Origin of the sequence: Microbacterium hominis (genome assembly GCF_013282805.1) — a bacterium.
GTDB lineage: Bacteria > Actinomycetota > Actinomycetes > Actinomycetales > Microbacteriaceae > Microbacterium > Microbacterium hominis_B.
In genome coordinates this window covers 337986-364217 of record NZ_CP054038.1, presented here as the reverse complement: position 1 = coordinate 364217, position 26232 = coordinate 337986, and the positions used below count along the sequence as shown (strand labels likewise).

General features: G+C 70.4%; 24 protein-coding genes and 3 tRNA genes. 12 read left to right on the top strand and 15 right to left on the bottom strand.

The window, feature by feature from the left end; all coding sequences use genetic code 11:
• Positions 1-25: 25 nt before the first annotated feature.
• The 8 genes from HQM25_RS01575 to tilS all read right to left on the bottom strand — a co-directional run bounded on the left by HQM25_RS01575 (position 26) and on the right by tilS (position 6586).
• Positions 26-514, bottom strand: a complete 489-nt coding sequence (locus HQM25_RS01575; protein WP_172988600.1) for a DUF3180 family protein — start codon at positions 512-514, stop codon at positions 26-28.
• Entirely contained in the window at positions 511-1044 is a 534-nt protein-coding gene (gene folK, locus HQM25_RS01570; protein WP_254359487.1) for a 2-amino-4-hydroxy-6-hydroxymethyldihydropteridine diphosphokinase, read from the bottom strand. The genes HQM25_RS01575 and folK overlap by 4 nt, the downstream gene beginning before the upstream one ends.
• Positions 1041-1415, bottom strand: a complete 375-nt coding sequence (gene folB, locus HQM25_RS01565; RefSeq protein ID WP_172991451.1) for a dihydroneopterin aldolase — start codon at positions 1413-1415, stop codon at positions 1041-1043. Before folB ends, folK begins: the two co-directional genes overlap by 4 nt.
• The gene (folP, locus tag HQM25_RS01560) at positions 1415-2227 is read right to left on the bottom strand and encodes a dihydropteroate synthase (protein ID WP_172988599.1); all 813 of its coding nucleotides are present in this window, start codon (positions 2225-2227) and stop codon (positions 1415-1417) included. The genes folB and folP overlap by 1 nt, the downstream gene beginning before the upstream one ends.
• Complete coding sequence (gene folE / locus HQM25_RS01555; RefSeq protein WP_172988598.1) at positions 2224-2814, bottom strand: GTP cyclohydrolase I; 591 nt, start codon at positions 2812-2814, stop codon at positions 2224-2226. The genes folP and folE overlap by 4 nt, the downstream gene beginning before the upstream one ends.
• Positions 2815-2824: 10 nt before the next feature.
• Positions 2825-4834, bottom strand: a complete 2010-nt coding sequence (gene ftsH / locus HQM25_RS01550; RefSeq protein ID WP_172988597.1) for an ATP-dependent zinc metalloprotease FtsH — start codon at positions 4832-4834, stop codon at positions 2825-2827.
• A 134-nt stretch (positions 4835-4968) separates the two neighbouring features.
• Positions 4969-5520 carry a hypoxanthine phosphoribosyltransferase gene (gene hpt, locus HQM25_RS01545; RefSeq protein WP_172988596.1) on the bottom strand — a complete coding sequence of 184 codons (552 nt, stop codon included), beginning with the start codon at positions 5518-5520 and terminating at the stop codon, positions 4969-4971.
• A gap of 70 nt (positions 5521-5590) precedes the next feature.
• Positions 5591-6586, bottom strand: a complete 996-nt coding sequence (tilS, locus tag HQM25_RS01540; RefSeq protein ID WP_172988595.1) for a tRNA lysidine(34) synthetase TilS — start codon at positions 6584-6586, stop codon at positions 5591-5593.
• A 99-nt stretch (positions 6587-6685) separates the two neighbouring features.
• Between tilS and ppa the strand changes: the two genes are divergently transcribed.
• Complete coding sequence (gene ppa / locus HQM25_RS01535; protein WP_172988594.1) at positions 6686-7219, top strand: inorganic diphosphatase; 534 nt, start codon at positions 6686-6688, stop codon at positions 7217-7219.
• A gap of 9 nt (positions 7220-7228) precedes the next feature.
• Positions 7229-8575, top strand: coding sequence for a DUF2254 domain-containing protein (locus HQM25_RS01530; protein ID WP_172988593.1), 1347 nt, complete (start codon positions 7229-7231; stop codon positions 8573-8575).
• 51 nt (positions 8576-8626) lie between these two features.
• On the opposite strand, the gene HQM25_RS01525 is transcribed toward HQM25_RS01530, so the two are convergent.
• Complete coding sequence (locus tag HQM25_RS01525) at positions 8627-10051, bottom strand: peptidoglycan DD-metalloendopeptidase family protein (protein ID WP_172988592.1); 1425 nt, start codon at positions 10049-10051, stop codon at positions 8627-8629.
• A gap of 216 nt (positions 10052-10267) precedes the next feature.
• Here HQM25_RS01525 and HQM25_RS01520 point away from each other — a divergent pair.
• The 3 genes from HQM25_RS01520 (at position 10268) to HQM25_RS01510 (ending at position 10610) form a co-directional block, all read left to right on the top strand.
• Positions 10268-10340: transfer RNA gene (locus HQM25_RS01520), tRNA-Glu, on the top strand.
• A 30-nt stretch (positions 10341-10370) separates the two neighbouring features.
• Positions 10371-10444: transfer RNA gene (locus tag HQM25_RS01515), tRNA-Asp, on the top strand.
• 93 nt (positions 10445-10537) lie between these two features.
• Positions 10538-10610, top strand: a tRNA-Phe gene (locus tag HQM25_RS01510).
• Between the two features lie 153 nt (positions 10611-10763).
• Here HQM25_RS01510 and HQM25_RS01505 read toward each other — a convergent pair.
• Positions 10764-12860, bottom strand: coding sequence for a glucose PTS transporter subunit IIA (locus tag HQM25_RS01505; RefSeq protein ID WP_172988591.1), 2097 nt, complete (start codon positions 12858-12860; stop codon positions 10764-10766).
• A gap of 176 nt (positions 12861-13036) precedes the next feature.
• On the opposite strand from HQM25_RS01505, the gene HQM25_RS01500 reads away from it, so the two are divergent.
• Entirely contained in the window at positions 13037-14635 is a 1599-nt protein-coding gene (locus tag HQM25_RS01500; RefSeq protein ID WP_172988590.1) for a Na+/H+ antiporter NhaC family protein, read from the top strand.
• 118 nt (positions 14636-14753) lie between these two features.
• Here HQM25_RS01500 and HQM25_RS01495 read toward each other — a convergent pair whose 3' ends face one another.
• Positions 14754-15329, bottom strand: coding sequence for a dihydrofolate reductase family protein (locus tag HQM25_RS01495; RefSeq protein WP_172988589.1), 576 nt, complete (start codon positions 15327-15329; stop codon positions 14754-14756).
• Positions 15330-15475: 146 nt separating this feature from the next.
• Here HQM25_RS01495 and HQM25_RS01490 point away from each other — a divergent pair, with 146 nt between their 5' ends.
• Together HQM25_RS01490 and pgi are read left to right on the top strand one after the other, a co-directional pair.
• Positions 15476-16657, top strand: a complete 1182-nt coding sequence (locus HQM25_RS01490) for an aminotransferase class I/II-fold pyridoxal phosphate-dependent enzyme (protein ID WP_172988588.1) — start codon at positions 15476-15478, stop codon at positions 16655-16657.
• 50 nt (positions 16658-16707) lie between these two features.
• On the top strand, positions 16708-18393 hold the full coding sequence (gene pgi / locus HQM25_RS01485; protein WP_172991450.1) for a glucose-6-phosphate isomerase: 1686 nt from the start codon (positions 16708-16710) through the stop codon (positions 18391-18393).
• Between the two features lie 54 nt (positions 18394-18447).
• Here pgi and HQM25_RS01480 read toward each other — a convergent pair whose 3' ends face one another.
• Together HQM25_RS01480 and HQM25_RS01475 are read right to left on the bottom strand one after the other, a co-directional pair.
• Positions 18448-18960 (bottom strand): glycine cleavage system protein R, encoded by a 513-nt coding sequence (locus tag HQM25_RS01480; protein WP_172988587.1) that lies wholly within the window; start codon positions 18958-18960, stop codon positions 18448-18450.
• Positions 18961-18989: 29 nt separating this feature from the next.
• Positions 18990-19649: a DUF305 domain-containing protein gene (locus tag HQM25_RS01475; protein ID WP_172988586.1), complete on the bottom strand. Its 660-nt coding sequence runs from the start codon at positions 19647-19649 to the stop codon at positions 18990-18992.
• 218 nt (positions 19650-19867) lie between these two features.
• On the opposite strand from HQM25_RS01475, the gene HQM25_RS01470 reads away from it, so the two are divergent.
• On the top strand, positions 19868-21664 hold the full coding sequence (locus HQM25_RS01470; RefSeq protein ID WP_172988585.1) for an LVIVD repeat-containing protein: 1797 nt from the start codon (positions 19868-19870) through the stop codon (positions 21662-21664).
• Between the two features lie 152 nt (positions 21665-21816).
• Here HQM25_RS01470 and HQM25_RS01465 read toward each other — a convergent pair whose 3' ends face one another.
• Positions 21817-22170 (bottom strand): hypothetical protein, encoded by a 354-nt coding sequence (locus HQM25_RS01465; protein ID WP_172988584.1) that lies wholly within the window; start codon positions 22168-22170, stop codon positions 21817-21819.
• On the opposite strand from HQM25_RS01465, the gene HQM25_RS01460 reads away from it, so the two are divergent.
• Positions 22169-23350: an SDR family oxidoreductase gene (locus tag HQM25_RS01460; RefSeq protein ID WP_172988583.1), complete on the top strand. Its 1182-nt coding sequence runs from the start codon at positions 22169-22171 to the stop codon at positions 23348-23350. The genes HQM25_RS01465 and HQM25_RS01460 overlap by 2 nt on opposite strands.
• A gap of 398 nt (positions 23351-23748) precedes the next feature.
• Here HQM25_RS01460 and HQM25_RS01455 read toward each other — a convergent pair whose 3' ends face one another.
• On the bottom strand, positions 23749-24894 hold the full coding sequence (locus HQM25_RS01455; RefSeq protein WP_172991449.1) for a glycosyltransferase: 1146 nt from the start codon (positions 24892-24894) through the stop codon (positions 23749-23751).
• Positions 24895-25045: 151 nt separating this feature from the next.
• On the opposite strand from HQM25_RS01455, the gene HQM25_RS01450 reads away from it, so the two are divergent.
• Both HQM25_RS01450 and kynA read left to right on the top strand, forming a co-directional pair.
• Positions 25046-25309, top strand: a complete 264-nt coding sequence (locus tag HQM25_RS01450) for a glutaredoxin family protein (RefSeq protein WP_172988582.1) — start codon at positions 25046-25048, stop codon at positions 25307-25309.
• A 45-nt stretch (positions 25310-25354) separates the two neighbouring features.
• Positions 25355-26215: a tryptophan 2,3-dioxygenase gene (gene kynA / locus HQM25_RS01445; protein ID WP_172988581.1), complete on the top strand. Its 861-nt coding sequence runs from the start codon at positions 25355-25357 to the stop codon at positions 26213-26215.
• Positions 26216-26232 lie beyond the last annotated feature (17 nt).

Sequence of the window (26232 nt, the reverse complement as noted above, 5' to 3'; positions counted from 1 at the left end):
CGCCTCGTCGGCGACGGCGGCCGTCTCAGGTGTGGGGGTGGGGGTCGAGTCCGGGGTCGACGCCTCCGGGCTGTTCGTCATCGTCGTCCTTCCGGATGGTGCACAGATGCTCGGCGACCAGGGCCGCCGCCACGAGCACCGCTCCGGCGCCCGCGGTCACGAGGATCGCCGCCATCGAGCCTACCGACGGCGGGACCGGACGGCTCAGGAGGAACAGGGCGAAGCCGAGCGCCAGGCCGCCGATCGCCGCGCCGACGATGCTCGACGCCTTCGCGAGCATCGCCACCCGCACGGCCCGGAACGGGTCGACCCGACCGGTGCCGCGCGTCGCGCGGCGGATCGGCAGGGCGAGGGTCACGACCAGCACACCCAGCAGCACCAGGAGCACCGGCAGCGAGAGCGCGGGGGTGAAGGTGGAGCGGCCCGATGCCGTCAGGGCCTGGTCGATGAGGAAACCGGATGCCGCGCCCAGCGCCGCGGCGAACACCAGGACTCCGGCGCTCGTGCGTCTCACCGTGCCTCCCGAAGTGCGGCGAGGAGCTGATCGACCCGCCCCGATCCCGGCAGCACCGCGTCGGGGTCGACCGCCAGCCACGGCGCCAGCACGAAGTCCCGCTCGGCGGCACGCGGATGCGGCAGCAGCAGCCGCGGATCGTCGCTGCGGAGGTCGCCGTAGGCGATGAGGTCGAGGTCGAGGGTGCGGTCGCCCCAGCGCACCGTGCGCTCCCGCCCGTGCCGGGCCTCGATCGCGTGCAGGAACCCGAGCAGCACTGAGGGCGCGAGTCGGGTCTGCACGATCGCCACCGAGTTCAGGTACGCCGGCGCGGCCGTCGACGGCCCGTCGAGGGTCACGGCGACCGACTCGATCGGGTCGGCCGCCTGCACCCGGTCGACCAGCGGCAGCCGCCGCAGCTCCGCCACGGCCTGCGCGAGGGTGGCGGCGCGATCGCCGAGGTTCGCCCCGAGGGCGACGACGGCGGGCACCGGCATCCGGTGCACGGGAGCGACGTCGGCGGCGAACCCCTGCGCGAGCCTGCGGTTCACGAAGCCCCTCGCGTGCGCACGATCGACACCGACACGTCGGCGAACGGCACCGGGATCGGCGCGTCGGGCTTGTGGACGGTCACCCGCACCCCCTGCACGAGCTCGACGGTCAGAAGATCGTCCGCGATGCGGGCGACGAGCGTCTCGAGCAGGTCGACCGGGTCGCCGGCGACGAGCGCGGCCACGCGCTCGGCCACCTCGCCGTAGTGCACGGTGTCGGCCACGGCGTCGCTGGCCGCGGCCGTGCGCGTGTCGACGAACAGCGTGAGGTCGACGAGGAAGTACTGGCCGACCCGCCGCTCCTCCTCGTAGACGCCGTGCCGGCCGAACACGCGCAGCCCGGTGAGGGTGATCTCGTCCCAGGTCTCCATCATTCGCGTCCTTCCCAGGCCTGCGCCACCGCGAGGGCATCGCGGGTGCCGGCGACGTCGTGCACCCGAACCGCCCACACTCCCGCACGCACCGCGAGCGCACTCGTGACGGCCGTGGCGAGATCCCGACGCCGCTGGTCGACCACGAGCGAAGCATCCACTCCGGCGAGAGCCTCGGCGAGGAACCGCTTGCGGCTGGTGCCGATGAGCACCCGCGGCCCCATTCCGGCGACGCGCTCGAGGCCGCGCAGCACCTGCCAGTTCTGCTCGCCCTTCTTGCCGAATCCGACGCCGGGGTCGACGATCAGCCGGTGCGGCGGGATGCCGGCCGTCCACGCCGCCTGCAGGCGCTCGGCGAGCTCGCGCACCACCTCGGTGACGACGTCGGCGTAGTCTGCGCGGGCGTACATGTCGGCCGACGGGCCGCGCCAGTGCCCGGCGATGAACTCGGCATCCGTCCCCGCGACGGCCCGGAGCATGGCGTCGTCGGCGAGGCCCGCCGACACGTCGTTCACGTACCGGGCTCCCGCCTCCACCGCGGCGAGGGCGGTGGATGCGTTCATGGTGTCGATGCTCACGACGGCCCCGGCGCGGGTCAGCGCGCGCACGACGGGCACCACGCGGTCCTGCTCGAGGGCCGGGGCCACCCGCTCAGCCCCGGGCCGGGTCGACTCGCCGCCGACATCGAGGATGTCGGCGCCCTGCGCGCGCAGGGCCAGGCCGTGCGCGACGGCGGCGTCGGCGTCGAGGTAGAGTCCGCCGTCGCTGAAGGAATCGGGCGTCACGTTGACGATCCCCATGATGAGCGTCATGCGTGCGCGGCCCCCAGCAGTGCGATGAGCTCGGCGCGCGCCGCGGGCTCGACGAGCGCTCCGCGGGCGGCGATCGTGACGGTGCTCGAGTCGGACTGCTGACCGCCGCGCATCGTGACGCAGCCGTGCGCGGCATCCAGGACCACCAGCACGCCCCGCGCATCGAGGGCGCCCGCGATCGTATCGGCGATCTGCTCGCCGAGCCGCTCCTGCACCTGCGGCCGGGCGGCGAGGATGTCGATCACCTTCGGCAGCGCGCCCAGGCCGACGACCTGCTCGCCCGGGAGGTAGGCGACGTGGGCGAGCCCCCGGAAGGGCAGCAGGTGATGCTCGCACACCGAGCGGAACCGGATGTCGCGCAGCATCACCGCGCCCGAGGGAAGGGTGTCGGGCGCCGGTCCGCGCGAGACGGAGATCGTCTGCGCGAGCGGAGTCGCGGCATCCTCCCCGACGCCGCCGAAGAACTCGGCGTACGCGTCGGCGACGCGCGTCGGGGTCTGTCGCAGTCCCGGGCGCTCCGGGTCTTCCCCGATCGCCTCGAGCAGCTCGCGCACCAGCCCCGCCACACGTTCCCGGTCGACGGCCATGGGCCCGAGCCTACGCGGTCGCGGGCCGTGCCTGACCGGTGGCGCGACGGGTCGGCGCCTTCTCGGCGGCGGGCTCCTCCGCCTCGACCGAGGCGGCGATGCCCGCGGCCTCCTCGACACGGCGCGGAACGGCGACCGGCGGGAGGGTCGAGACGGGACGCCCGTCGCTGGAGAGCCACTGCGGGCGCGGCGGGAGCTTGCGGACGTCCTTGAAGATCTCGGCCAGCTCGTTGTGGTCGAGCGTCTCCTTCTCGAGGAGGGCGAGCGCGAGCTTGTCGAGCACGTCGCGGTTGGCGTTGATCACCTGATACGCCTCGTCGTGCGCCTGCTCGATCAGACCGCGCACCTGCACGTCGACGCGTTCGGCGACGCGCTCCGAGAAGTCGCGGCCGTGGCCCATGTCGCGGCCCATGAACACCTCGCCCGAGGACTGGCCGAGCTTGACCGGCCCCACGTCGGTGGTCATGCCGTACTCGGTGACCATCTTGCGGGCGATGCTCGTGGCCTTCTCGATGTCGTTGGAGGCGCCGGTCGTCGGATCGTGGAACACGATCTCCTCGGCGACGCGGCCGCCCATCGCGTAGGCCAGCTGGTCCTGCAGCTCGTTGCGGGTGACCGAGTACTTGTCGTCGAGCGGGAGCACCATCGTGTAGCCGAGGGCCTTGCCGCGCGGGAGGATCGTGACCTTGGTCACCGGGTCGGTGTGGTTCATCGCCGCCGCCGCGAGCGCGTGTCCGCCCTCGTGGTAGGCCGTGATGAGCTTCTCCTTGTCCTTCATCACGCGGGTGCGGCGCTGGGGACCGGCGAGCACGCGGTCGATGGCCTCGTCGAGGGCGCGGTTGTCGATGAGCTGCGCGTTGGAGCGCGCCGTCAGCAGCGCGGCCTCGTTGAGCACGTTCGCGAGGTCGGCGCCGGTGAAGCCGGGCGTCTTGCGGGCGACGACCTCGAGGTCGACGCCGTCGGCGAGCGGCTTTCCGCGGCCGTGCACCTCGAGGATCCGCTGGCGGCCCTTCAGGTCGGGGGCGTCGACGCCGATCTGGCGGTCGAAGCGACCGGGGCGCAGCAGCGCCGGGTCGAGGATGTCGGGACGGTTGGTGGCCGCGATGACGATGACGTTGGCCTTGGGATCGAAGCCGTCCATCTCGACGAGCATCTGGTTCAGCGTCTGCTCGCGCTCGTCGTGGCCGCCGCCCATGCCGGCGCCGCGGTGGCGGCCGACGGCGTCGATCTCGTCGATGAAGATGATCGCCGGGGCGTTCTCCTTGGCCTGGTTGAACAGGTCGCGCACACGGCTGGCGCCGACGCCGACGAACATCTCGACGAAGTCCGAGCCGGAGATCGAGTAGAACGGCACGCCCGCTTCACCGGCGACGGCGCGGGCGAGCAGGGTCTTTCCGGTTCCGGGAGGGCCGTACAGCAGCACGCCCTTGGGGATGCGGGCGCCGACCGCCTGGAACTTGGAGGGGTCCTTGAGGAAGTCCTTGATCTCCTCGAGCTCCTCGATCGCCTCGTCGGAGCCGGCGACGTCCTGGAAGGTGACCTGCGGCATCTCCTTGGTCACGAGCTTCGCGCGGGACTTGCCGAACTGCATGACCTTGCTGCCGCCACCCTGGGCGCTGGAGAGCAGCCACCAGAACAGGAGGCCGAGCAGGAGGATCGGCAGCAGCAGCGAGAGGAAGCCGTCGAAGAAGCTGGGGCGCGGAACCTCGTCGTTGAACCCGTCGACGGGGGCCGCTTCGTTGATCGCCGAGACGACCTCGTCGGCACGCGCCGAGACGTAGTAGAACTGCACCTCGGTCGAGCCCTCGTAGGGCTCCGAGAGGGTCATGTCGACGCGCTGATCGCCGTCGGTGGTCACGACCTCGGTGACCGTGTCGCCGCCGAGGAGCTCGAGACCCTCCTGCGTGGAGATCTGCTTGGCCCCGCCCAGGCTCGTGATGAGCGTGAATCCCACGATCAGGAACAGTCCGATCAGCAGGATGTAGAAGAGCGGGTTGCGGGTGATCTTCTTGAGGTCCATGGTGCGAGCGAGAGCCCGGTCCCTTTCGTCGACGAGCCGTCCGGCAAGGCAGAGCCCTCCGACGACGGTGGATTCAGGGTACCCCTACGATCCTCCGTGCCATCTGTGCATTCGCCAAGGGCGTACAGTGCGGGTCAGCTGTAGACGTGCGGCGCGAGCACCGCGACGTCGCGGAGGTTGCGGTACTTCTCCGCGTAGTCGAGGCCGTAGCCGACGACGAAGTCGGTGGGGATGTCGAACCCGACGTATTTGCAGTCGACGACGACCTTGGCCGCCTCGGGCTTGCGCAGCAGCGCGAACACCTCGATCGAGGCCGCGCCGCGGGAGGCGAAGTTCTCCAGCAGCCAGCTGAGGGTGAGGCCCGAGTCGATGATGTCCTCGACGATCAGCACGTGCTTGCCGTGCAGGTCGGTGTCGAGGTCCTTGCGGATCTGCACCACGCCGCTGGACTTCGTGCTCGCGCCGTACGACGAGACGGCCATCCAGTCCATCGGCACGAGCGTGGGCAGGGCTCGCGCGAAGTCGGCCATCACCATGACGGCGCCCTTGAGCACCCCCACCAGCACAAGGTCCTTGCCCTCGTAGTCGGCCGCGACCCGCGCGGCGATCTCCTCGAGCTTGGCGAGGATCTGCTCTTCGGTGACGAGCACTTCGGTCAGGTCGTCGGCGATGTCAGCGGCGCGCATACAGACGAGTGTATGGATGCCGCGCCCGCCGCGGCTACGACCGCCCGCGCCCCGCACCCGGCGCCCGGGCTCACCGCGCCGTGAACTCCACGCGTCCGCCGATGCGGCGGGCCCGGCATCCGGGAAGATCGATCGGCCCCTGCCCCGCCCAGTCGGTCACCAGCCGCGCGACCTCGAGGGTCTGCACGCGCGTGAGCGGCTGGTGGAACTCGGCCGCCACCACGTGCCGAATGATGCGGTGGCGCAGCGCCGCCGGATTCGCGGCGAGCGCGGCGACAGAGACGGAGATGCCGGCTTCGGCGTGCGCGACGATGTCCTCGATCGTCTCCTCGATCATCTCGTCGAAGGCCTCCGCGTCCTCCCGCAGCTGCGCGGCGGTGCGGGCGAGGGCTTCGGCGATGCCCGGGCCGAGCTCGCGCTCGAGCACGGGCAGCACCTTCTCGCGGGCACGCACGCGCGCGAAGGCGTGGTCGCGGTTGTGCGGATCGTCCCAGGGGGCGAGGCCGTCGGCCTCGCACGCCGCCCGCGTGGTCGCGCGCCGCACCTCGAGCAGCGGGCGCAGCAGCAACATCCCCCCGACCTCGGACGCCGCCGCCATCCCCTGGAGGCTCGCGGCCCCGGCACCCCGGGCGAGCCCCAGCAGCACCGTCTCGGCCTGGTCGTCGAGGGTGTGGGCGGTGACGACGGCGGTCGCGGATGCCGCGCGCGCGGCATCCACCAGGGCGGCGTATCGCGCCGAGCGCGCCGCCGCCTCGGGGCCGCCCTCCCCCGAGACCTGCACGCGCACCACCTGCGCCTCCAGGCCGAGCCCCGTCGCCGTCCGCGACGCCCGCGCGGCGACCTCGTCGGAACCCGGCTGGAGACCGTGATCGACCGTCACCGCGCGCACGCGCACACCCGCCTTCGGCGCCTCGAAGGCGAGGGCCGCCGCCAGGGCGAGGGAGTCCGCGCCGCCCGACAGCCCCGCGACCACCGTCGCACCGGCCGGCAGCGTCGCGAGGGCGCGGCGCACCGCCAGGCGGACCTCGGCGACGGCGGGAGGAAGGCTGGGGCGGCGCTCGTCCATGGGTTCACGGTATCCGAGCCGACTAGGCTGGAACGCGGCACGCGCGCCGGGCGACGCCCGCGCGCCGAAACCGCACAGTCTTTCCGAAGGAGCACCAGCATGGGCGCGTACGACGCCGTCATCGAGATCCCCCGCAACAGCAAGATCAAGTACGAGGTCGATCACGGCACCGGCCGCGTCTTCCTCGACCGCATCCTGTACACGCCGATGGGCTACCCCTCGAACTACGGCTTCTTCGAGAACACCCTCGGCGAAGACGGCGACCCGCTCGATGTACTGGTCCTGCTCGACCACGACATCGCCCCCGGCGTGATCGTGAAGGTGCGCCCGGTCGCCGTGCTCAAGATGAGCGACGAGGCCGGCGGCGACGACAAGGTCGTGGCGGTGCTCGCCAAGGACCCGCGCTGGACCCACATCCAGGACGTCGCCGACATCTCCGAGTACCTGCAGAAGGAGATCACCCACTTCTTCGAGCACTACAAGGACCTCGAGCCCGGCAAGTGGGTCAAGGTCGACGAGTGGGCCGACGCCGCCGAGGCCGAGCGCCTCGTCGCCGAGGCGTTCACCCGCTTCGAGGAGCACGAGGGCGAGACCCGCACGCAGGGCGAGGGCGAAGCGCCCAACACGCTGTAGCCTTCGGGCATGACCGGGCAGGACGGTGCGATGAGGCGCCGATTCGCCGTGCTCAGCGAGGCCGTCGCCTCGCGCCTGTGGCCTGTGCCGCTGGTGGCGATCATCGCGGCGGTCATCCTCGGCATCGCCCTGCCCGTCCTGGATCGCGCACTCGACCCGTCGATTCCCGACGGACTGTCGCGTCTGCTCTTCTCCGGAGGGGTGGATGCCGCGCGCGCCGTGCTCTCGGCGATCGCCGGATCACTTATCACCGCGGCATCCCTGACCTTCTCGCTCACCGTCGTGGCGCTGCAGCTGGCCAGCAGTCAGGCTTCGCCGCGGCTGCTGCGGATGTTCTCCGCCGACCCGATGGTGCACGCCACGCTCGCACTGTTCCTCGGCACGTTCTCGTTCTCGCTGACGGTGCTGCGCACGGTGGAGGACGCCACCGACCAGGCCGCCGCGTTCGTGCCGCGCATCGCCCTCACCACCGCGTCGCTGCTCACGCTCGCCAGCGTCGTGCTGCTGGTGTTCTTCCTCGCGCACCTCGCCCGTGAGCTGCGGGTGGAGACGATGATGCGCGACGTGCACCGGGAGGCGTCGCAGACCATCCGCCTGCTCGCCGACGATCGTCCCGGCAGACCCGTCGCCGCCCCGGCCACACCGTCCGACGCACGCCTCGTGCGCGCCCCGTCGTCGGGATTCCTCACCGGCGTCGACAGGCACGCGCTGATGGAGACCGCCGTCGCGCACGACGTGGTCGTGCGGGAGCTCCGGCCCGTCGGCGCGAACATCGTCGAGGGGGCGCCGCTCGCGCAGTGGTGGCCCGCCGCGGGCGCGGCGAGCGCCGACGCGGAGCGGGCGGGCATCGATGCGCGCATCCTCGACGCGTTCTCGGCCGCATACGAACGCACGCCGAGCCAGGACATCGGGTTCGGCCTGCGCCAGCTCGGGGATGTCGCCGCCAAGGCACTGTCGCCGGGGGTGAACGACCCGACGACGGCGGTGCACGCCCTCGGCCACATCACCGCGCTGCTGGGCGACCTCGCCGAGATCGACGAGCCCCCGGCCGCGTGGGGCGATGACGACGGCCGACCACGATTGATCCCCGCCGGCGACACGTTCGACGACCTCGTCGAGGTGGGACTCCAGCAGGTGCGACGGTACGGCGCCGGCGACGCCGATGTCGCGGAGCGTCTGCTGCGGGCCGTCGACGATCTCGGCTGGCGTCTGCACCGGCCGGGACAGCGCGCGGTGCTGACGGCCCAGCTGCACCGCATCGAGGCGTCGATCGCACGGGCGGATTATGACGACACCGAGCGCGAGCGGTACGCGCGGCTCGCCGAGCGCGCCCGCGCGTCGCTGTCGGCCCGGTGACCAGGGAAGCGCCGTGCGCCGGTGGCGTCCGTGCGCCCCGCGCCGGCGGCGTCAGACGGAGATGCCCCGTGCGGACATGAACGGCTGCGGGTTGATCGGCCGACCCCACTCGTAGACCTCGAAGTGGAGGTGGCAGCCGAACGAGTTGCCCGTGCGCCCCTCGCTGCCGATGAGCTGACCCGCGCTGACCCGCTGGCCGTACCGCACGAAGATGCCGCCGTTGCGGATGTGCGCGTAGCCGGTGGCGATGCCGTTGCCGTGATCGATCTTGATGTAGTTGCCGTAGCCGCCATTGCCGCCCGCGTACACGACGGTGCCGGCCGATGCCGCATAGATGCCGGCGCCGCAGCCGGCCGCGAGGTCCACGCCGAGGTGCCACGAGCTCGCGCAGTAGCTGCTCCCGCACTGGCCGGTGCGGGGGCCGTAGCCCGAGGTGTGCCAGCCCGACGACGGGCGGGCCCAGCCCGAGCCGGTCGTGGCGCCGCCGTTGCCGCCGCCGCCCCCGCCGCCACCACCGCCACCGCCACCGCCGGCGGCGGCCGCTGCGGCCTGTTCGCGGGCGATGCGCTCGGCTTCCTCACGGGCGCGCCGCGCCTCTTCTTCGCGCCGGCGGCGTTCCTGCTCGGCGCGCACGCGCACGCCCTCTTCGTAGTCGGCGACCGTCTTGGCCGTGGTGTCGCGCAGGGCGGCCAGCTGGGCCTCGAGTTCGCCCAGGTGGGTCTGCTGCTTCTCGAGCGCGGCCTCGGCCGCCTCGGCGGCCTGCTGGGCGACGACCATCTTGTCTTCGGCGATCTTCTGGAGGCGGTCCCGCTCGTCGCGCGCGATGACGGCCTGGTCGCTGAGGCTCTGGGCCGAGTCGCGGGCGGTGACCGCCTCGGCGTAGACGCCCTGGTTGCGCTCGAGGAGCTTGTCCATCGTTCCCAGGCGCGTGAGCAGATCGTCGGCGTTCGCCGCCGATCCCGAGAAGAAGAGCTCGAGCGAGGTGTCGCTGCCACCGTCGCGATAGAGCTGAGCGGCGACGAGGGCGGCCTTCTCCGCGGCATCCTGAGCGGCCTGCGCCTGGTCGTCGGCCTGCTGCTGCAGCTGGTCGGCCTTGTAGGAGGCGTCGAAGAACTCCTGCTGCGCGACGAAGAACTCGTCGGAGGCCTGCTTCGCGGCGGCCTGCTTGGCGGCGACCTCGTTCTCCAGGCTCTGGATGAGCCCCTGGATGCGCGTGATCTCCTGCCCCTTGGCGGCTTCGTTCGCACGGGCACGTTCCACGTCTTCCCACGTGGGGTACTCCTCCGCGAACGCGGCGGGCAGCAGCGGACCGCCGATAGCGCCGAGCGCGGCGACGCCGAGCACTCCGAGCCCGAGAGCGCTGCGGCGGCTCAGGGCGGGCCAGAGGGCGCGACGCTCACGAGCGGACGGTGCGCATCCGCACTCGTCGACGTCGTGCTCCGAAGTCACGCCAAGCCTCCCGTTGCTCTCCGACATCGTTCACACTAGCAACATGAGTCACATGCGCAACGGGTGACGACGCCCACACCCGTCCCCAGTAAGGCCGAGCATCCTCTGCAAGTGTCCGTCATCCGCGCCGTTTCCACCAGGGGGACGCGCCCGGGACGCGCGGCGAACCTGCCTCGATTTGGCATCTCGCTCAGGATTGCTTATGCTTGATCGTCGGCAAGCGAGAGCCCACCGGGTTCATCCGGCCCCATCGTTTAGCGGCCTAGGACGCCGCCCTTTCACGGCGGTAGCACGGGTTCGAATCCCGTTGGGGTCACTCACGCCGACAACACAATTCAACAAGCATGGCCCTGTAGCGCAGTTGGTTAGCGTGCCGCCCTGTCACGGCGGAGGTCGCGGGTTCAAGTCCCGTCAGGGTCGCTCCGAGCGACAACCCCTTCTCATGAGGAACCCGAGAGGGTTCCCACGAATAGAGGGGTTTTCGTTTAGACACGGCGATCATGATCGTCGTGCGGCTCTGTAGCTCAGTTGGTAGAGCGTTCGACTGAAAATCGAAAGGTCACCGGATCGATGCCGGTCGGAGCCACAAGGGTGATCATTACAATCACCCCAGGAACCCTCGCGTAGCTTCTACATCGCGGGGGTTTCGTCTTTCTCCGCGCCGCGCCCGGCTCTTGGGCCGAGACCCGCCCGCGCAACGGCGGGGACGCCCGCTCGGACGCCCCCGCACGTTCTGCGCTCACGCCTTCGGCGCCACCGAGATCAGCGACGCACCCGGCTCCACGGTGCCCTCGAGCACCGGCGACACCTCGGCGAAGTCGTCGGCGTTGAGCACGATCACGGGCGTGATCAGGGGGTAGCCGGCCTTCTCGATCACCGCACGGTCGAAGGTGACCAGCGGGGTGCCGAGCTCGATGCGGTCACCGTTCTTGACGTGCACCTCGAAGCCCTCGCCCTTGAGGTTCACCGTGTCGATGCCGACGTGGATCAGCAGCTCCACCCCGCCGTCGAGCACGAGGCCGAAGGCGTGACCGGTCGGCTGCGCGGCGGCGACCATGCCGGCACCCGGGGCGTAGACGGTGTCGCCGCTCGGTTCGATCGCGGCGCCCGGGCCCATCGTCCCGCTCGCGAACACGGGGTCGGGCACCTGATCCAGCGCAACGACCGTGCCCGCCAGCGGGGACATGATCTCCACCTCCTGGCGCTCGAGCACCGCGGTGGTCGTGGCGGCCGCGGCCGCCGCTGGCGCCGCGTCGGAGGCATCCATCACCCGAGGCTCGCTCGCCTCGACCGACGCCGCGCTGACGTGCTCGGCCGCGGCCTTCGCCTCGGCTGCATCGCGCGCCGCCTCGAACTCGGCCTGCTGCTCGGGCGTGCGGAAGTTCGCGGTGAGCACGAGCACCATCGCGGTGACGAACGCGAGCCCGATCGCGATCGCGTACAGGCCGATCGGGTTGAACGCCGGGATCGTCAGCAGCGATGTGAACACGAACGCCTGTGTCGTCACGCCGTTGGGGAGTCCCAGGAAGAGGCTTCCGAGGCCGATCGTGAGACCGCCGACGAAGCAGCCCACGAGCATGCGTGGATAGATCCGCTTGAATCTCAGATGGATGCCGTACAGCGACGGCTCCGAGATGCCGCCGAGCAGTCCCGCCGCGAGGGCGCCGGTCGCCGTCTGCTTCATCTGCGTGTCGCGGTGACGGTACGCCAGCACGAGCACACCGGCGGTCGCACCGAAGCACGCGAAGTTCCACGCGCCCATCGGTCCCTGGATGAAGTCGAAGCCCAGCGTCTGGATGTTCAGCAGCATGATCGCGTTGATCGGCCAGTGCAGCCCCAGGGGAACCATGAAGGGGTAGGCGAGCGGGATCACGATCGCGAAGATGAACGGCGAGAAGCTGTTGATCGCGGCCAGCACGCTCGCGAGCACGGCGCCGACGTACACGCCGATCGGGCCGATCACGAAGGCCGTCAGCGGCATCATGATCAGCATCGCGAAGAACGGCACGAAGATGAGCTGCAGGTTCGCGGAGATGATCCGCCGCAGCAGCTTGTACAGCGGACCAAGGGCCGCTGCCATCAGCAGCGGCGGGAACACCTGCGAGTTGTAGTTGGCGATCGGCAGCGGGATGCCCCAGACCTGCACGATCGCGACGGATGCGGCATCCAACCCGAACAGCGCGGTCGGCTCGACGCCGTCGCCGAGCGCGGTGAAGCCGGGGAGCATCAGCACGGCCATGATCGCGAAGCCCACCCACGGGTCGGCTCCCACCTTCTTGGTCGCGTTGTAGGCGACCATCAGCGGCAGGAAGATGAAGACGCTCTGCCACATCAGGTTGATGAACGCCCACGACGGGTCGAGGGTGACGCCGGGTGCGTTCCAGTCGGGGATCACGTCGAGGGTCGCCATCAGCGCCATGAAGGTGATGAAGAAGGATGCTCCGAGCAGCGCCCCGAGAATCGGCCGGAACGAGTCGGACAGGAACTCGAACAGCGTGTCGATCCAGGCGACCTTGCCGCGCACGCCCTTCTCGCGCTCCCGCTTCTTGATGTCGTCGAGGCTCTCGTCGGGTGCTGCACCGCCCCCGGACATCGCGGGCAGCGCCATGATGTCGTTGTAGACGTTCTGCACGCCGCCGCCGATCACCACCTGGAAGCGCTCGCCCGCCTGCGGAACGGCGCCCATCACACCCGGGATCGCCTCCACCTGTGATTGGTCGACTCCGGATGCGTCGCGGAGCTGGAACCTGAGCCGGGTCGCACAGTGCGTGAGGCTCTCGATATTGCCGGGCCCGCCGAGCGACTCGACGATGGCTGCGGCCGGACTGCTCGCCATGGCTCTTCCCCCTTGAAGGATCAGCGTTCAGACACCCCCGACGGGCCACGACCGCACCCGCCTCCCAGTGGCGATGCTATTGATCCGAGTGGCTGTGCGCCATCACCTCCGCCGAATGTTCGTTTGACGACCCCGATGCCCGCGATTACCGTCGATACGACAGAGAGGGACCTGACGTGCTCGACGCCGCTCCGTGGCTGACACTTGTTCCACCGGCGGTGGCGATCGCCCTGGCGATCATCACCCGCAAGGTCATGCTGAGTCTGGGTGCCGGCGTCCTCGCGGCGGGGCTGCTGATCGCCGAGTTCAACGTGGTCGAGGCGCTCCGGGTGATCTGGGAGTCCTTCGCCGTCATCTTCTGGGACGACGGCGCGCTGAACACCTGGTACATCTACATCCTGCTGTTCATCCTGCTGCTCGGAGTGTTCGCGGCCTTCATTATGATGTCCGGCGGCACGAAGGCCTTCGCCGACTGGGCGCTCGTGCGCATCCGCACCCGCCGCGGGGGACAGGTCCTGCCCGCGGTGCTCGGCATCGTCATCTTCATCGACGACTACTTCAACGCCCTCGCGGTCGGTCAGATCAGCCGCCCGGTGACCGACGCGCACCGCATCTCGCGCGCGAAGCTCGCGTACATCGTCGACTCGACGTCGGCCCCGATCGCGGTGCTGGCTCCGTTCTCCAGCTGGGGTGCGTACATCATCGGCATCTTCGCGCCGATCGTCGCGGCATCCACGCTGACGATCGGCAGCGTCGAGGCGTTCCTCGGGGCCGCGGCCGCCAACTACTACGCGATCGCGGCGGCCGTGCTGGTGTGGCTCGTGATCGCCTTCCGCGCCGACCTCGGCGCGATGCGCCGCGAGGAGCGCCGCGCGATCGTCGAGGGCCGCCCGTTCGCCGAGGGCGAGGTCGTGCCGGGTCAGCTGAGCGAAGACCTCCCCTCGCACGAACCGGGGGCCAAGCGCGCGATCATCGTGCCGTTCGTCCTGCTCGTCGTCGGCGTGTTCGCCGGCATCGTGTGGACGGGGTACAGCGCTTCGGGATCCTGGGCGGTCGTCGATCTTCTCGCCTCCACCGACGCGAGCGCGTCCCTCATCATCGGCGGCATCCTGGGGCTCGCGAGCGCCATCTACTACTACGCGCGCTACACGGCCGCAAACCCGACGTTCGGATGGCACACGTTCGGCCGCGGCTGGGGCGGTGGGGCGAAGTCGATGCTGCCGGCGATCGGCATCCTGATCCTGGCGTGGATGCTGGGCGGACTCATCGACACGCTCGGCACCGGCGTCTACCTCGGCGACCTCGTCGAGAGCGCGAGCATCTCGCCGCAGTGGCTGATCCCGATCGTGTTCCTGGTGGCGGCGGCGATGGCGTTCGCCACCGGAACGTCGTGGGGGTCGTTCGGGCTGCTGCTGCCGATCGCGGGCGGCATCGTGAACGCCGTCGACGCACCCGAGCTGCTGCTGCCGATGCTCGGCGCGGTGCTGGCCGGCGCGGTCGCGGGCGACCACAGCTCGCCGATCTCCGACACGACGATCCTCTCCGCGACCGGGGCCGGCTGCAACGTGCTGACCCACGTCGTGACGCAGCTGCCGTTCGTCGGCGTCGCCGGCCTTGCAACGCTCGTCGGCTACGTCGTTCTGGCGCTCACGCAGCTCATCTGGCTCGGGCTGCTGGTGACGCTCGTCGTGCTGGTGGGCGCGGTGCTGCTGGTGCGCTTCGTCATGCGACCCGTCGAGGTCGAGGCTGCGGCAGCCGTCGGCGAGAACGCGTAGGGCGCGGGCGCGGATCGCGAGCGGGGCGGGGCGGAGTTCATTCGCGCAGTATCGTCGACATCACCATTGAATCTCCCGCTCCGCGAGGTTCGCCGGCACCGGCATCCATCGATCCGCCCTACCCGCTCTCCGTGCTCCGCACGCGATAGCCGAGGTACACAGAACCGTTGCCGAATCGGCGCTCGTCGATGAGGTCGAGGGCGAGGTGCGCGCTGTCGGCGAGGAACCTCGTGCCGCCGCCCGCGACCACGGGCAGCACGATGGCGTGCACCTCGTCGAGGAGCCCCGCGCGGGCGGCCACCCCGGCGATCTGCCCGCCGCCGATCATGACCGGATGGTCGACGGCGTCCTTGAGCCGTCGCACCTCGTCGGCGTCGAACCGCGCGCGCAGCTGCGTGCGACGCATGTCGACGCTCGTGAGGGTGGTGGAGTAGACGATCTTGTCGATCCCCTCCCACGCCTCGGCGAACTCGCGCTCGGGCTCGGAGATGTCGGGATCGTCGGCGAGGTCATCCCAGACCCGCATGATCTCGTAGTTCCTGCGGCCGTACAGGTGCGTGCGCGCGCCCCCGACGAGGTCGTTGACGAACGAGTGCACCTCATGGTCGGGCACTGCCCAGTCGAAGGTTCCGTCCGGCCCGGCGATGTATCCGTCGAGCGACATGCTGTTGAAGTACACGAGGGGACCCGGCATGTCCGGGATGCTACGCCCGCCCGCGCGCGACCCGCCAGGGCAACCGCACCCCGCGCCCGCACCCAGCACCCCCGTTGACGCGGCCTCCCCGACGCGCCAGGCTGGCACCGTCCATCCATACCGCAGACACTGGGGAGGCGGTCGGCATGGTGCTTTCCGCACGCGCAGGCAAAGCGGCGGAGTCGGTCGCCAAGGTGACCCGCTTCTTCGCCGGCATCCAATCGCTCGAGGGCGATGACGCGCTCGACTTCACGTTCGGCAACCCGCACGAGATGGCGCTGCCGGGGCTCGTCGGCGCGCTGCGCGCGAACGTCGAGCCTCGCGCCGTGGACTGGTTCGCATACAAGTCCAACGAGCGCGACGCCCAGGAGGCGATCGCGACCGCGCTGCGGGGCGAGCTCGGACTCGACTTCGTGCCCGACGACATCGCGATGACCCAGGGCGCGTTCGGAGCGATCCAGCTCGCTCTCGCCCTGCTCACCGACGCCGGCGACGAAGTGGTGATCCCGACGCCGGGGTGGTTCTGCTATGAGCCGATGCTGCACGCGGCCGACCTGGTCCCGGTCACCGCACCCCTGGACCAGTCCGACTTCTCGCTCGATGTCGACGCGATCGCACGTGCCCTCACCCCGCGCACTCGGATCGTGATCGTCAACTCCCCGGCGAACCCGACCGGCCGGGTGTACCCGCCCGAGACGTGGGACGCCCTGGCCGCCGTGCTCGAAGACGCCTCGCGCACGCACGGCCGGCGCATCTGGCTGCTCTCCGACGAGCCGTATCGGCGCATCCGCTTCGACGGCATCGGGTTCTCGTCGCCGGCGGCGCACTATCCGTGGACGCTCATCGACTACAGCTACGGCAAGGTGCTGCTCGCGCCGGGACAGCGCCTCGGATACCTCGCACTGTCGCCCCTGCTCCCGGCCGCCGAGCGCACCCAGCTCGCCGAGGCGTTCATGCCCACGCAGCTCGCGATCGGCTGGGGCTTCCCCGACGCGATCATGCAGTACAGCGTTCCCGCGCTGGAGGCGGTGTCGATCGACATGGAGGAGCTCGCGCGCAAGCGCAGCCGCGTGGTCGGCGCGCTGCGGGACGCCGGCTATGCGCTCACCAATCCCGAGGGCACCTTCTACCTGTGGGGCGAGGCTCCCGGCGGCGACGCGCTCGCATACTGCGACCGGCTCGCCGAGCGCGGCATCCATCTCATGCCGGGCACGCTCTTCGACGTTCCCACGCACTTCCGGATCTCGCTCACGGCGACCTCCGACACCGTCGAGCGCGCGCTTCCTGCGCTGATCGAGGCGGGACCCGGCGCACAACCCCGCGGATGACGCCGTGAGATGTCGGCCATGACACGGTCACATCGCCCCGCTACCGTGGGATCGTGACTGCTCCGATCGATGCCACCGCCACTTCCGCCTGGGCCGAGCTGTCCGCGCACCGCGACAGCTTCACCCCCGACCTGCGCGGCTGGTTCGCCGACGACCCGGGCCGCGTCGAGCGCCTGAGCCTTCCCCTGGCCGACCTCCACGTCGACCTGTCGAAGAACCTCGTCACCGACGAGATCCTCGCCTCCCTCGTGCGCCTGGCCGAGCAGACCGGTGTCGCCGAGCGCTACGCCGCGATGCTCGCCGGCGAGCACATCAACACCACCGAGGACCGTGCGGTGCTGCACACCGCGCTCCGGCGCCCCGCCGACATCGAGCCCGCCCTCGTCGTGGACGGGCAGGACGTGGATGCCGACGTGCAGGACGTGCTTGCCAAGGTCGGCGCCTTCGCCGAGCGGGTGCGCTCGGGCGCGTGGAAGGGCGTGACCGGCAAGAAGGTCACGCACGTCGTCAACATCGGCATCGGCGGCTCCGACCTCGGCCCGGTGATGATCTACGAGGCGCTCAAGCCCTACGCCGACGCGGGCATCGAGGCCCGCTTCGTGTCGAACATCGATCCCACCGACCTCGCGCAGAAGACCGCCGACCTCGACCCCGAGACGACGCTGTTCATCGTGGCGTCGAAGACCTTCACGACGCTCGAGACCCTCACCAACGCGCGCCTCGCGCGGGACTGGCTGTGGGCCGGACTGGTCGAGGCCGACATCATCGACGGCGGCGAGGCGTCCCGCACCGACGCGGTCGCGCACCACTTCATCGCCGTCTCGACCGCCCTCGACAAGGTCGCCGCGTTCGGCATCGACACCGACAACGCGTTCGGCTTCTGGGACTGGGTGGGCGGCCGCTACTCCGTCGACTCGGCGATCGGCACCTCGCTGGCGATCACGCTCGGACCGGGTGTGTTCACCGAGCTGCTCGAGGGCTTCCACCGCGTCGACGAGCACGTGCGCGAGACGCCGCTGGCCCAGAACGTCCCCGTGCTGATGGGGCTCCTCAACGTCTGGTACTCGAACTTCCTGGGCTCGCAGTCGCACGCCGTGTTGCCGTACGCGCAGCAGCTGCACCGCTTCGCCGCGTACCTGCAGCAGCTGACGATGGAGTCCAACGGCAAATCGGTGCGGTGGGACGGCTCCCCCGTCACCACCGACACCGGCGAGGTCTTCTGGGGCGAGCCGGGCACCAACGGCCAGCACGCGTTCTATCAGCTCATCCACCAGGGCACCCGGCTCATCCCGGCCGACTTCATCGCGTTCGTGAACCCGGCCTACCCGCTCGAAGACGGCGGGCGCGACGTGCACGGCCTGTTCCTGGCGAACTTCCTCGCGCAGACCAAGGCCCTCGCGTTCGGCAAGACGGCCACCGAGGTCGAGGCCGAGGGCACGACCGGCCCGCTCGTGGCCGCGCGCACCTTCGCCGGCAACCGCCCGACCACGTCGATCTTCGCGCCGGCCCTCACCCCCTCGGTGCTCGGACAGCTCGTCGCGCTCTACGAGCACATCACGTTCACGCAGGGCGTGATCTGGGGCATCAACTCGTTCGACCAGTGGGGCGTGGAGCTCGGCAAGCAGCTCGCCCTGCAGATCGCCCCGGCCATCGAGGGCGACGACGAGGCCCTCGCCTCGCAGGACGCGTCCACCCGCGCCCTCATCGACTACTACCGCACGCATCGCGGCGAATAGCCGAGACGTGGATGCCGCCCCCGGCCCGCCGGGTGCGGCATCCACTCATCGCGGTCAGCGGGCGAGGGTGACGTCGACCTGGATCTCGGTGGCGAGGCGCTCGATCTCGTCGCGCACGGACTCGAGGTCGACGGAGTCGGGCACGGTGGCGACGATCGTCGCCTCGAACAGGCGCCCGCCGAACATGGCGGCGTCGCGCGTCTCGGTAGCCATCCGCTCGATCGACACGTCGTGGGCGCCGAGCACCTTCGAGATGTCCCGCACGATGCCGACGCGGTCATTGCCGAGCACGGTGAATTCCAGCGTGCGGGCGGGCGCGGCATCCGCGTCTTCTTCGCTGGCGTGCACGGCGACCGTCAGGAGGCCTTCGAGTTCGCCGAGGGCCGCGCGCAGCTCTTCCGAACGCTCGGGAGCGACGGAGACCTCGATGACCCCGGCGAAAGCGCCGGCGAGCTCGGCGAGCTGACTCGACTCCCAGTTGCCGCCGTGGTCGCCCACGACCTCCGCGACGGCGGCCACCAGGCCGGCCCGGTCATTACCTACGACGGTCAGGACGAGCGTTGTCACGAGGTCAGCGTAGCCGCGTCGACGGCGGTTCAGGAGCGCTCGGCGATCATCTGCTGCATCCGCGCGATCTCGATCCCCTGGTCGGCCTCGACGTGACGGGCGATGTCGTCGACGGCGAGCTCCATTCCCCCGCCGGCGGCGTAGAGCTCCTGCACCATGGCGATCGCGCCCTCGTGGTGCTGGATCATGTACTCGAGGAACAGCAGGTCGAACTCCGCGCCGTCTGCCGCTTCGAGCTCGGCGAGCTGGGCGTCGGTGAGCATGCCGGGCATGTCCTCGGCGGAATGGCCGTGGCCGTCGGGGTCGCGCACCGCCTCGCCGCGATCCTGCAGCCACTTCTCGAGCTGGTCCATCTCGGCATCCTGGCTGAGCTGCATGCGCTCGGCGAGGAGCGCCAGGTCGGGGTCGTCGCTGTTGTCGGGCACGAGCCCGGTCATGACGAGCGCCTGCGCGTGATGCTCGAGCATGTCGCGGATGAACACGACATCCGCCTCGACGTGTTCGGGCGAGGTGAGTGCCTCCTGCTCCTCCGCGCTGAGCTCGCGGTTGGGCTCTCCGGGCGCCCCGATTTGCACGACGGGAGCGGTCGACTCCACGAACGGGGGCTCGTCAGCGGTACACGCCGACAGTCCCAGCGCACCCAGGCCGAGGACAATCACCAGGCCCGCGCGGAAAACGGTGTCTGACACAACGCACCATCCAATGTTCGACATCGAAGCAGATCGGCCAAGGCCGGAGATTTGATCCTAGCGATCTGCTGAGAATTGACTATAGATTCGCTGATATGTAACCCGCGGGGTCGCAGGTTCGACTTTCGGGATGCATTCGCCGGCTCGCCGCGCGATCGAACGCAGTGCAACTGAACACGTCTCGACATCAACGATGATCCTGAAAGGGCCCCCACCCCATGAGAGACAGATCCGCCCCCTCGTCATGGCGCCGCCGCGCCGTGGCTGCCGCCGGAGCCATCGTGCTCGGCGCGTCGATGATCTCCGCCACCGCGGGCGCCGCCGTCGCCGAAGACGACCCGCGAGAGAACCTCGGAGCCGGTCTCGCCGATGCCGAGCAGGCCGCGTCGAACATCGCGCTGCTGGCGAACCTGCCCAAGGAGGGGCCGTTCGCTTTCAACGTCAACCCGACCGCGTACAACTCCGACCTCGCCTTCACCGGCGACAAGGCGATCGTCGGCAGCTACTACGGCTTCCAGATCTACGACATCAGCGACCCCGCCAGCCCGAGCCTCGACGGCACGTTCGTGTGTCCGGGCGGTCAGGGCGATGTGTCGGTCTACGGCGACATCCTGTTCATGTCGGTGGAGTCCGCGCCCGGCCGCCTCGACTGCGGCACCTCGCCGAGCCCGGCCACGGGCGACCCGCAGAACTTCCGCGGCGTCCGCGTCTTCGACATCTCCGACCTGACGGCACCGGTTCAGGTCGCGGCGGTGCAGACGTGCCGTGGCTCGCACACGCACACCGTGGTCCCGGACCCCGACGACAGCGAGAACGTCTACGTGTACGTCTCCGGCACCGGCGGTGCGCGCACGACGTCGCCGAACGTCCCCGGCGGCTGCACGAACGTGAACGGCAACACCATCGAGTCGCAGCTCGACGCGGACGGCGACCCGATCCTCGGATCGCGGTTCCTCGTCGAGGTGATCAAGGTTCCGCTCGCGAACCCGGCAGCGGCCGAGGTCGTCAACAAGGCGCGCCTGTTCACCGACGCGGAGACCGGCAGCCCCGCCGGCCTCTGGCCGGGCGGAAACCACGGCGAAGGCACCCAGTCGACGTCGGCGACCGACGCCTGCCACGACATCACGGTCTACCCGGCCGTCGGACTCGCTGCCGGCGCGTGCGAGGGCAACGGCATCCTGATCGACATCAGCGACCCCGCCAATCCGATGCGCATCGACGCGGTCACCGACCCCGGCTTCGCGTACTGGCACTCGGCCACGTTCAACAACGACGGCACGAAGGTCGTCTTCACCGACGAGTGGGGCGGCGGCAGCGGCGCCCGGTGCCGTGAGGGCGACCGCATGGACTGGGGCGCCGACGCGATCTTCGACATCGTCGCCGGCAAGCTCGAGTTCGCCAGCTACTACAAGCTGCCGGTCGTCCAGACCTCGCAGGAGAACTGCGTCGCCCACAACGGCTCGCTGATCCCGGTTCCCGGCCGCGACATCATGGTGCAGGCCTGGTACCAGGGCGGTCTGTCGATCGTCGACTTCACCGACAGTGAGAACCCGGTGGAGATCGCGTCCTTCGACCGCGGCCCGATCAGCACGGCCTCCCTCGTGCTCGGCGGCTACTGGTCGACGTACTGGTACAACGGCAACGTGCTGGGCAGCGAGATCGCGCGCGGCTTCGACTCCCTCGCGCTCACGCCGAGCGCGATGCTGTCGGCCAACGAGATCGCCGCGGCGATGGCCGTACAGGTCGACCAGCTCAACGCCCAGTCGCAGGAGCCGATCATGCACACCCCGAGCTTCGCCGTGGCCCGGTCGTACATCGACCAGGCCGAGCGCGCGGGCACGCTGGTCGGCAACGACCTGAAGCAGGTGCGCAAGTCCGTGGAGCAGGCGGAGAAGCTGGCCGGCTCGTCCGCCAGCGCCACCGCGGTGCAGACGCAGTTCGACAACGCCGTCCGCAAGGCCGGCGCGAACGCGGCAGTCGTCGAGGCGCTCCAGGCTCTCGCCGGCAGCATGTAACACGCCGACGTCGGACCACGGAGGGGTGGGCGGAGCGATCCGCTCACCCCTTCGGCGTGTGCGCCGGCGGGCGCGGCGTCCCCTCTCCTGCGCCGAGCGCGCACACCGCCGCGGGCGAGCAGGCTGAACCTGGCCCCGATCCCGACCCGACCTCAGATCGGGCGCAGGTCGGCGGGTGCGGGGAACGGGAGGCGCCAGCTGTCCAGCACCGCGCCGACCGTCTTCGCGGCGCCGAACTCGTCGGCGACGACCGTGATGCCGCGGGAGCTCGCCTCGGAGATCCGCACCGGCCGCTCGGCCCCGTCGGGCAGCCGCAGGGTGTAGGCGTCGGCGAGGTAGCCGATGCCGAGCGCGTCGAGGGTCTCCTCGGCCTCGAGCCAGTCCACCTCGCCGGTCACCTCGCGCCCGAGCAGATCGCGCACACGGAACCCGTCGCCGGCGGGGACGATCCAGCCGACCAGCTCACCGTCGGCACGTCGGTGCTCGATCCAGTCGGCGGGAGGCATGGCGGCCAGCCTAGCCGCGCCGGGCCGGGGTGGCGGCATCCACCGGGCGGCATGTATCAGCGCGCCCGCGCGCCGGCTCTGCGCAGGCGAGGTCGACGGCCTCGCCGTCGCCGTCGCACGCCGCACTACCGACCGATCGCTCACCCGCCCGATACTGTCCGAGGAGACGAACATGGATGCCGCCACCCCGCCCCGACGCTGGACCATCGATCTGCCCGATCTGTCGGGCCGTCGCGCACTCGTCACGGGCGCGAGCGACGGCGTCGGCCTCGAGATCGCCCGGGATCTCGCGAGCGCCGGCGCGCACGTGCTGATGCCGGTGCGAAACCGAGCGAAGGGCGAGGCGGTGGTCGCGCGACTGACTGCCGACGCTCCCGCCGGCCGGTTCACGCTGTACGACCTCGACCTCGCGTCGACCGCATCGGCGCGCACCCTCGCGGCCGACCTCATGTCCGCCGGCGCGCGGATCGACATCGTGGTGATCAACGCCGGCATCGTGATGCTGGGCGACCCGGTGCGCCACCTCACCGCCGACGGCACCGAGCTGCACCTGCAGACGAACTTCCTCGGGCATGCGGCGCTGCTGGCCGGCATCCTGCCCCTTCTCCAGGCCTCGCGCACGCGCCTCGCGGTGCAGTGCAGCCTCGCGGTGCGCACCGGGCGGGTGCAGTGGGACGACCCGCAGCTCGAGCACGGCTACCGCGCCATGCGGGCGTACGCGGCCTCCAAGGCCGCACTCGCCCTCTACGCGACCGAGCTCGCCCGCCGATCGGACACCGGCGGATGGGGGCTACGCACCGTGCTCTGCCACCCGGGTGTCGCGATGACGAACATCGCCCCGCCGGAGATGCAGGCGCGCGACACGCTCCTCACCCGCGTCAGCGGGGCGCTGCTGACTCGCGGGGTGTTCGGCCAGTGCGCCGCCGACGCCGCCCTCCCGGCCCTGCACGCGGTCACCGCCGCGGGCCTGCGCAGCGGCGACCTCGTGGTGCCCTCGCGCCGCGGCGGCGTGATGGGGCCGCCGGTGGGTCAGCGCCGGTGGCGGTCGCTGCGGGATGCCGGCGAGGCCGCGCGCGCGGTCGATCTGGCCGACCGCCTCACCGGGGTGCGGCTCGCCGCCGCCTCAGCGGGAGGAATGGATGCCGCTCCCGGCGCCGCGAGCGCGGCATCCACTCTCTAGACCAGCGGTTCTGACGAGATCAGGCGGCGCGCGTTGCCGAGATCACCTGTTCTGGCGGCTGCGCCGCGGGTGTTGCCGAGATCACCTGTTCTGGGGGCGGGGCCGCGCGTGTTGCCGAGATCAGGTGTTCTGCTGAGAACAGGACGCGAGGCATCCCCATCGTCCTGGTTTCGGCAGATCACCTGATCTCAGCAAACGGGCACCGGACCGCAGGTGGCAAACACCTGATCTCAGCAAGCGGCAGCGGACCGCAGGCGGCAACACCTGATCTCAGCAAACGGGCACCGAAACACCTGATCTCAGCAAACGGCACCGGACCGCAGGCGGCAAACACCTGATCTCAGCAAATGTGGATGCCGCGCGCTGCCGCTCCCCGGCGCGCGGTCGCTCGCCCGGGCCTACAGCTCGCCGGGGGCCATCGCCTCGTCGTCGACGGCCTCGACGAAGCGCCGGCTTCGCGACGGCTCCGCGCCGGGCTTGCGCGGCGCGTAGACGACGAGGGAGTGGAAGACGAAGCGCACCACGAACGCGGCGACGAGGGTGATGCCGGTCGCCACGACCGCCGAGATGTGCCACGACTCGACCAGCAGCGCCATGATCGGGATGCGCACGAGGGCTTCGGCGTTGTTGAACGTGAACGACTTCACGAACCTCAGCCAGCCGACCGACGCGGAGGCGCGCATGTCGTGGAAGACGAAGCGCTCCAGCAGCAGGAAGTTGCCGATGATCGTCGTCTCCGCGGCGATGATCGCCGCGATGACGTAGTCCATGCCGAGTCCGGTCAGCGCCCAGACGATCGCGAGGTTGGCGATCGCGCCGAGACCGCCGATGAGGGCGAACATCGACATCTTGCCGAACCGCAGCGCGGTGAGCTGGGTGAGGAAGTGGATGCCCTGCCGCACCGACGCCTTGGAGTCCCCCGCGTGACGGTCGGCGAACTCGAACGGGATCTCGGCGACGCGCATCGGCCTGCGCGCGAGGATCTCGAGCAGGATCTTGAAGCCGCGCGGCTGCAGGATCGCCTGGTCGACGGCGCGGCGGTCGACCAGGAAGAAGCCCGTCATCGGGTCGGAGACGTCCTTCAGACGGATCGGGAACATCGCCCGCGTGAGCGCGGTCGATGCCTTCGAGACGAGCACCCGCGTGCGGTCGGCGAGCCCTTCCGCGGTTCCGCCGCCCGCGTACCGCGAGGCGATGACGAGGTCGACGTCTCCCTCGACGAAGCGGTCCCACAGCTCGGGGATCTTCTCGGGTGGATGCTGCAGGTCGGCGTCCATGACCAGGCACGCATCAGCCCGCGCGGCGACGAACCCGTCGAGCACCGCACCGCCGAGCCCGCCTTCGGCCTCGTCGCGATGGACTACCCGCACAGGAAGGGATGCCGTCTCGGCGACCGCCCGCGCGATCGCCGGCGTGTCATCGGTGGAGTCGTCGACGATCACGATCTCGGCCTCGATCCCGCGCGCGGCCGCGCCGATGCGCCGGATGAGCTCCGCGACGTTCGGAGCCTCGTTGAACGTGGGAACGATGATCGAGAGCTGCACTGCCTCCATCGTCGCACGCGCCCACCGCGACAGCGCATCTGCGCGACGAGAGGACATGCGAGCGGAGGCGCCCTCGGCCGCCGCTGCAATCTCGCGGAGGACAGGGTGGGCGTGCGGCGCTCGTCCAGGATCCATGCGGGAGAATGGGCGGATGACTTCTGAGACGACCACCACCCTGACGATGTTCGGCGCCGACTGGTGCCGCGACTGCGTGCGCACCAAGGCGCAGCTGGACGCACTGGGTGTCGCCTACACGTACGTCGACCTGGTCGCCGACCCCGCCGCCGCCGACGTCGCGCGCGAGATCTCCGGTCGCACCAACATCCCCGTCGTCGTGTACCCGGACTCCTCGCACCACGTCGAGCCGTCGAATTCCGACGTCGAGACCAAGCTGCGCGAGCTCAGCCTCATCTGACGCGACCGACCGGCGGGCCCCGAGCCCGCTGGCTACGCTGGAGGGATGACCGAAGGCGTCGAACGCAACACCCGCACGATCGAGGGCTCGGTCGTCACCGACTTCGCCGACCGCATGAGCTACGGCGGGTACCTCGACCTGAAGACGCTCCTGTCCGCCCAGCGTCCGCTGAGCAGTCCGGAGCACCACGACGAGCTGCTGTTCATCATCCAGCACCAGACCACGGAGCTGTGGCTGAAGCTGGTGCTGCACGAGCTCAGCGGTGCGGCGCTCATGCTGCGCGACGACAACCTGGCGCCGGCCCTCAAGTGCATCGCACGGGTCAAGCACATCCAGAAGACCCTCACCGAGCAGTGGTCGGTGCTGGCGACCCTCACCCCCGCGGAGTACGCGCAGTTCCGCGGCGTGCTCGGGAACGCGAGCGGCTTCCAGTCCGCCCAGTACCGGGCGATCGAGTTCACGCTCGGCAACAAGAACGCGGGGATGCTGCGCGTCTTCGAGGCCGATCCCGACGCCCATGCTCTGGTGAAGGCCGCCCTCGACGCCCCCAGCCTCTACGACGAGTTCCTCCGCATGCTCGCGCGTGCGGGGTACGAGATCCCGGCATCCATCCTCGAGCGCGATGTCACCCAGGCGTGGGAGTTCACTCCTGAGCTGGTTCCGGTGCTCGCGGCCGTCTACGAAGACCCGCAGAACCACTGGGCCACGTACGAGACCTGCGAGGAGCTCGTCGACCTGGAGGACAACTTCCAGCACTGGCGCTTCCGGCATCTGAAGACCGTCGAGCGCATCATCGGCATGAAGACCGGCACCGGCGGGTCCAGCGGCGCGCCCTTCCTCAAGCGGGCGCTGGAGCTCACCTTCTTCCCCGAGCTGTACGCGGTGCGCACCGAACTGGGCGCGTAGCGCGCCACGCTGCGCGC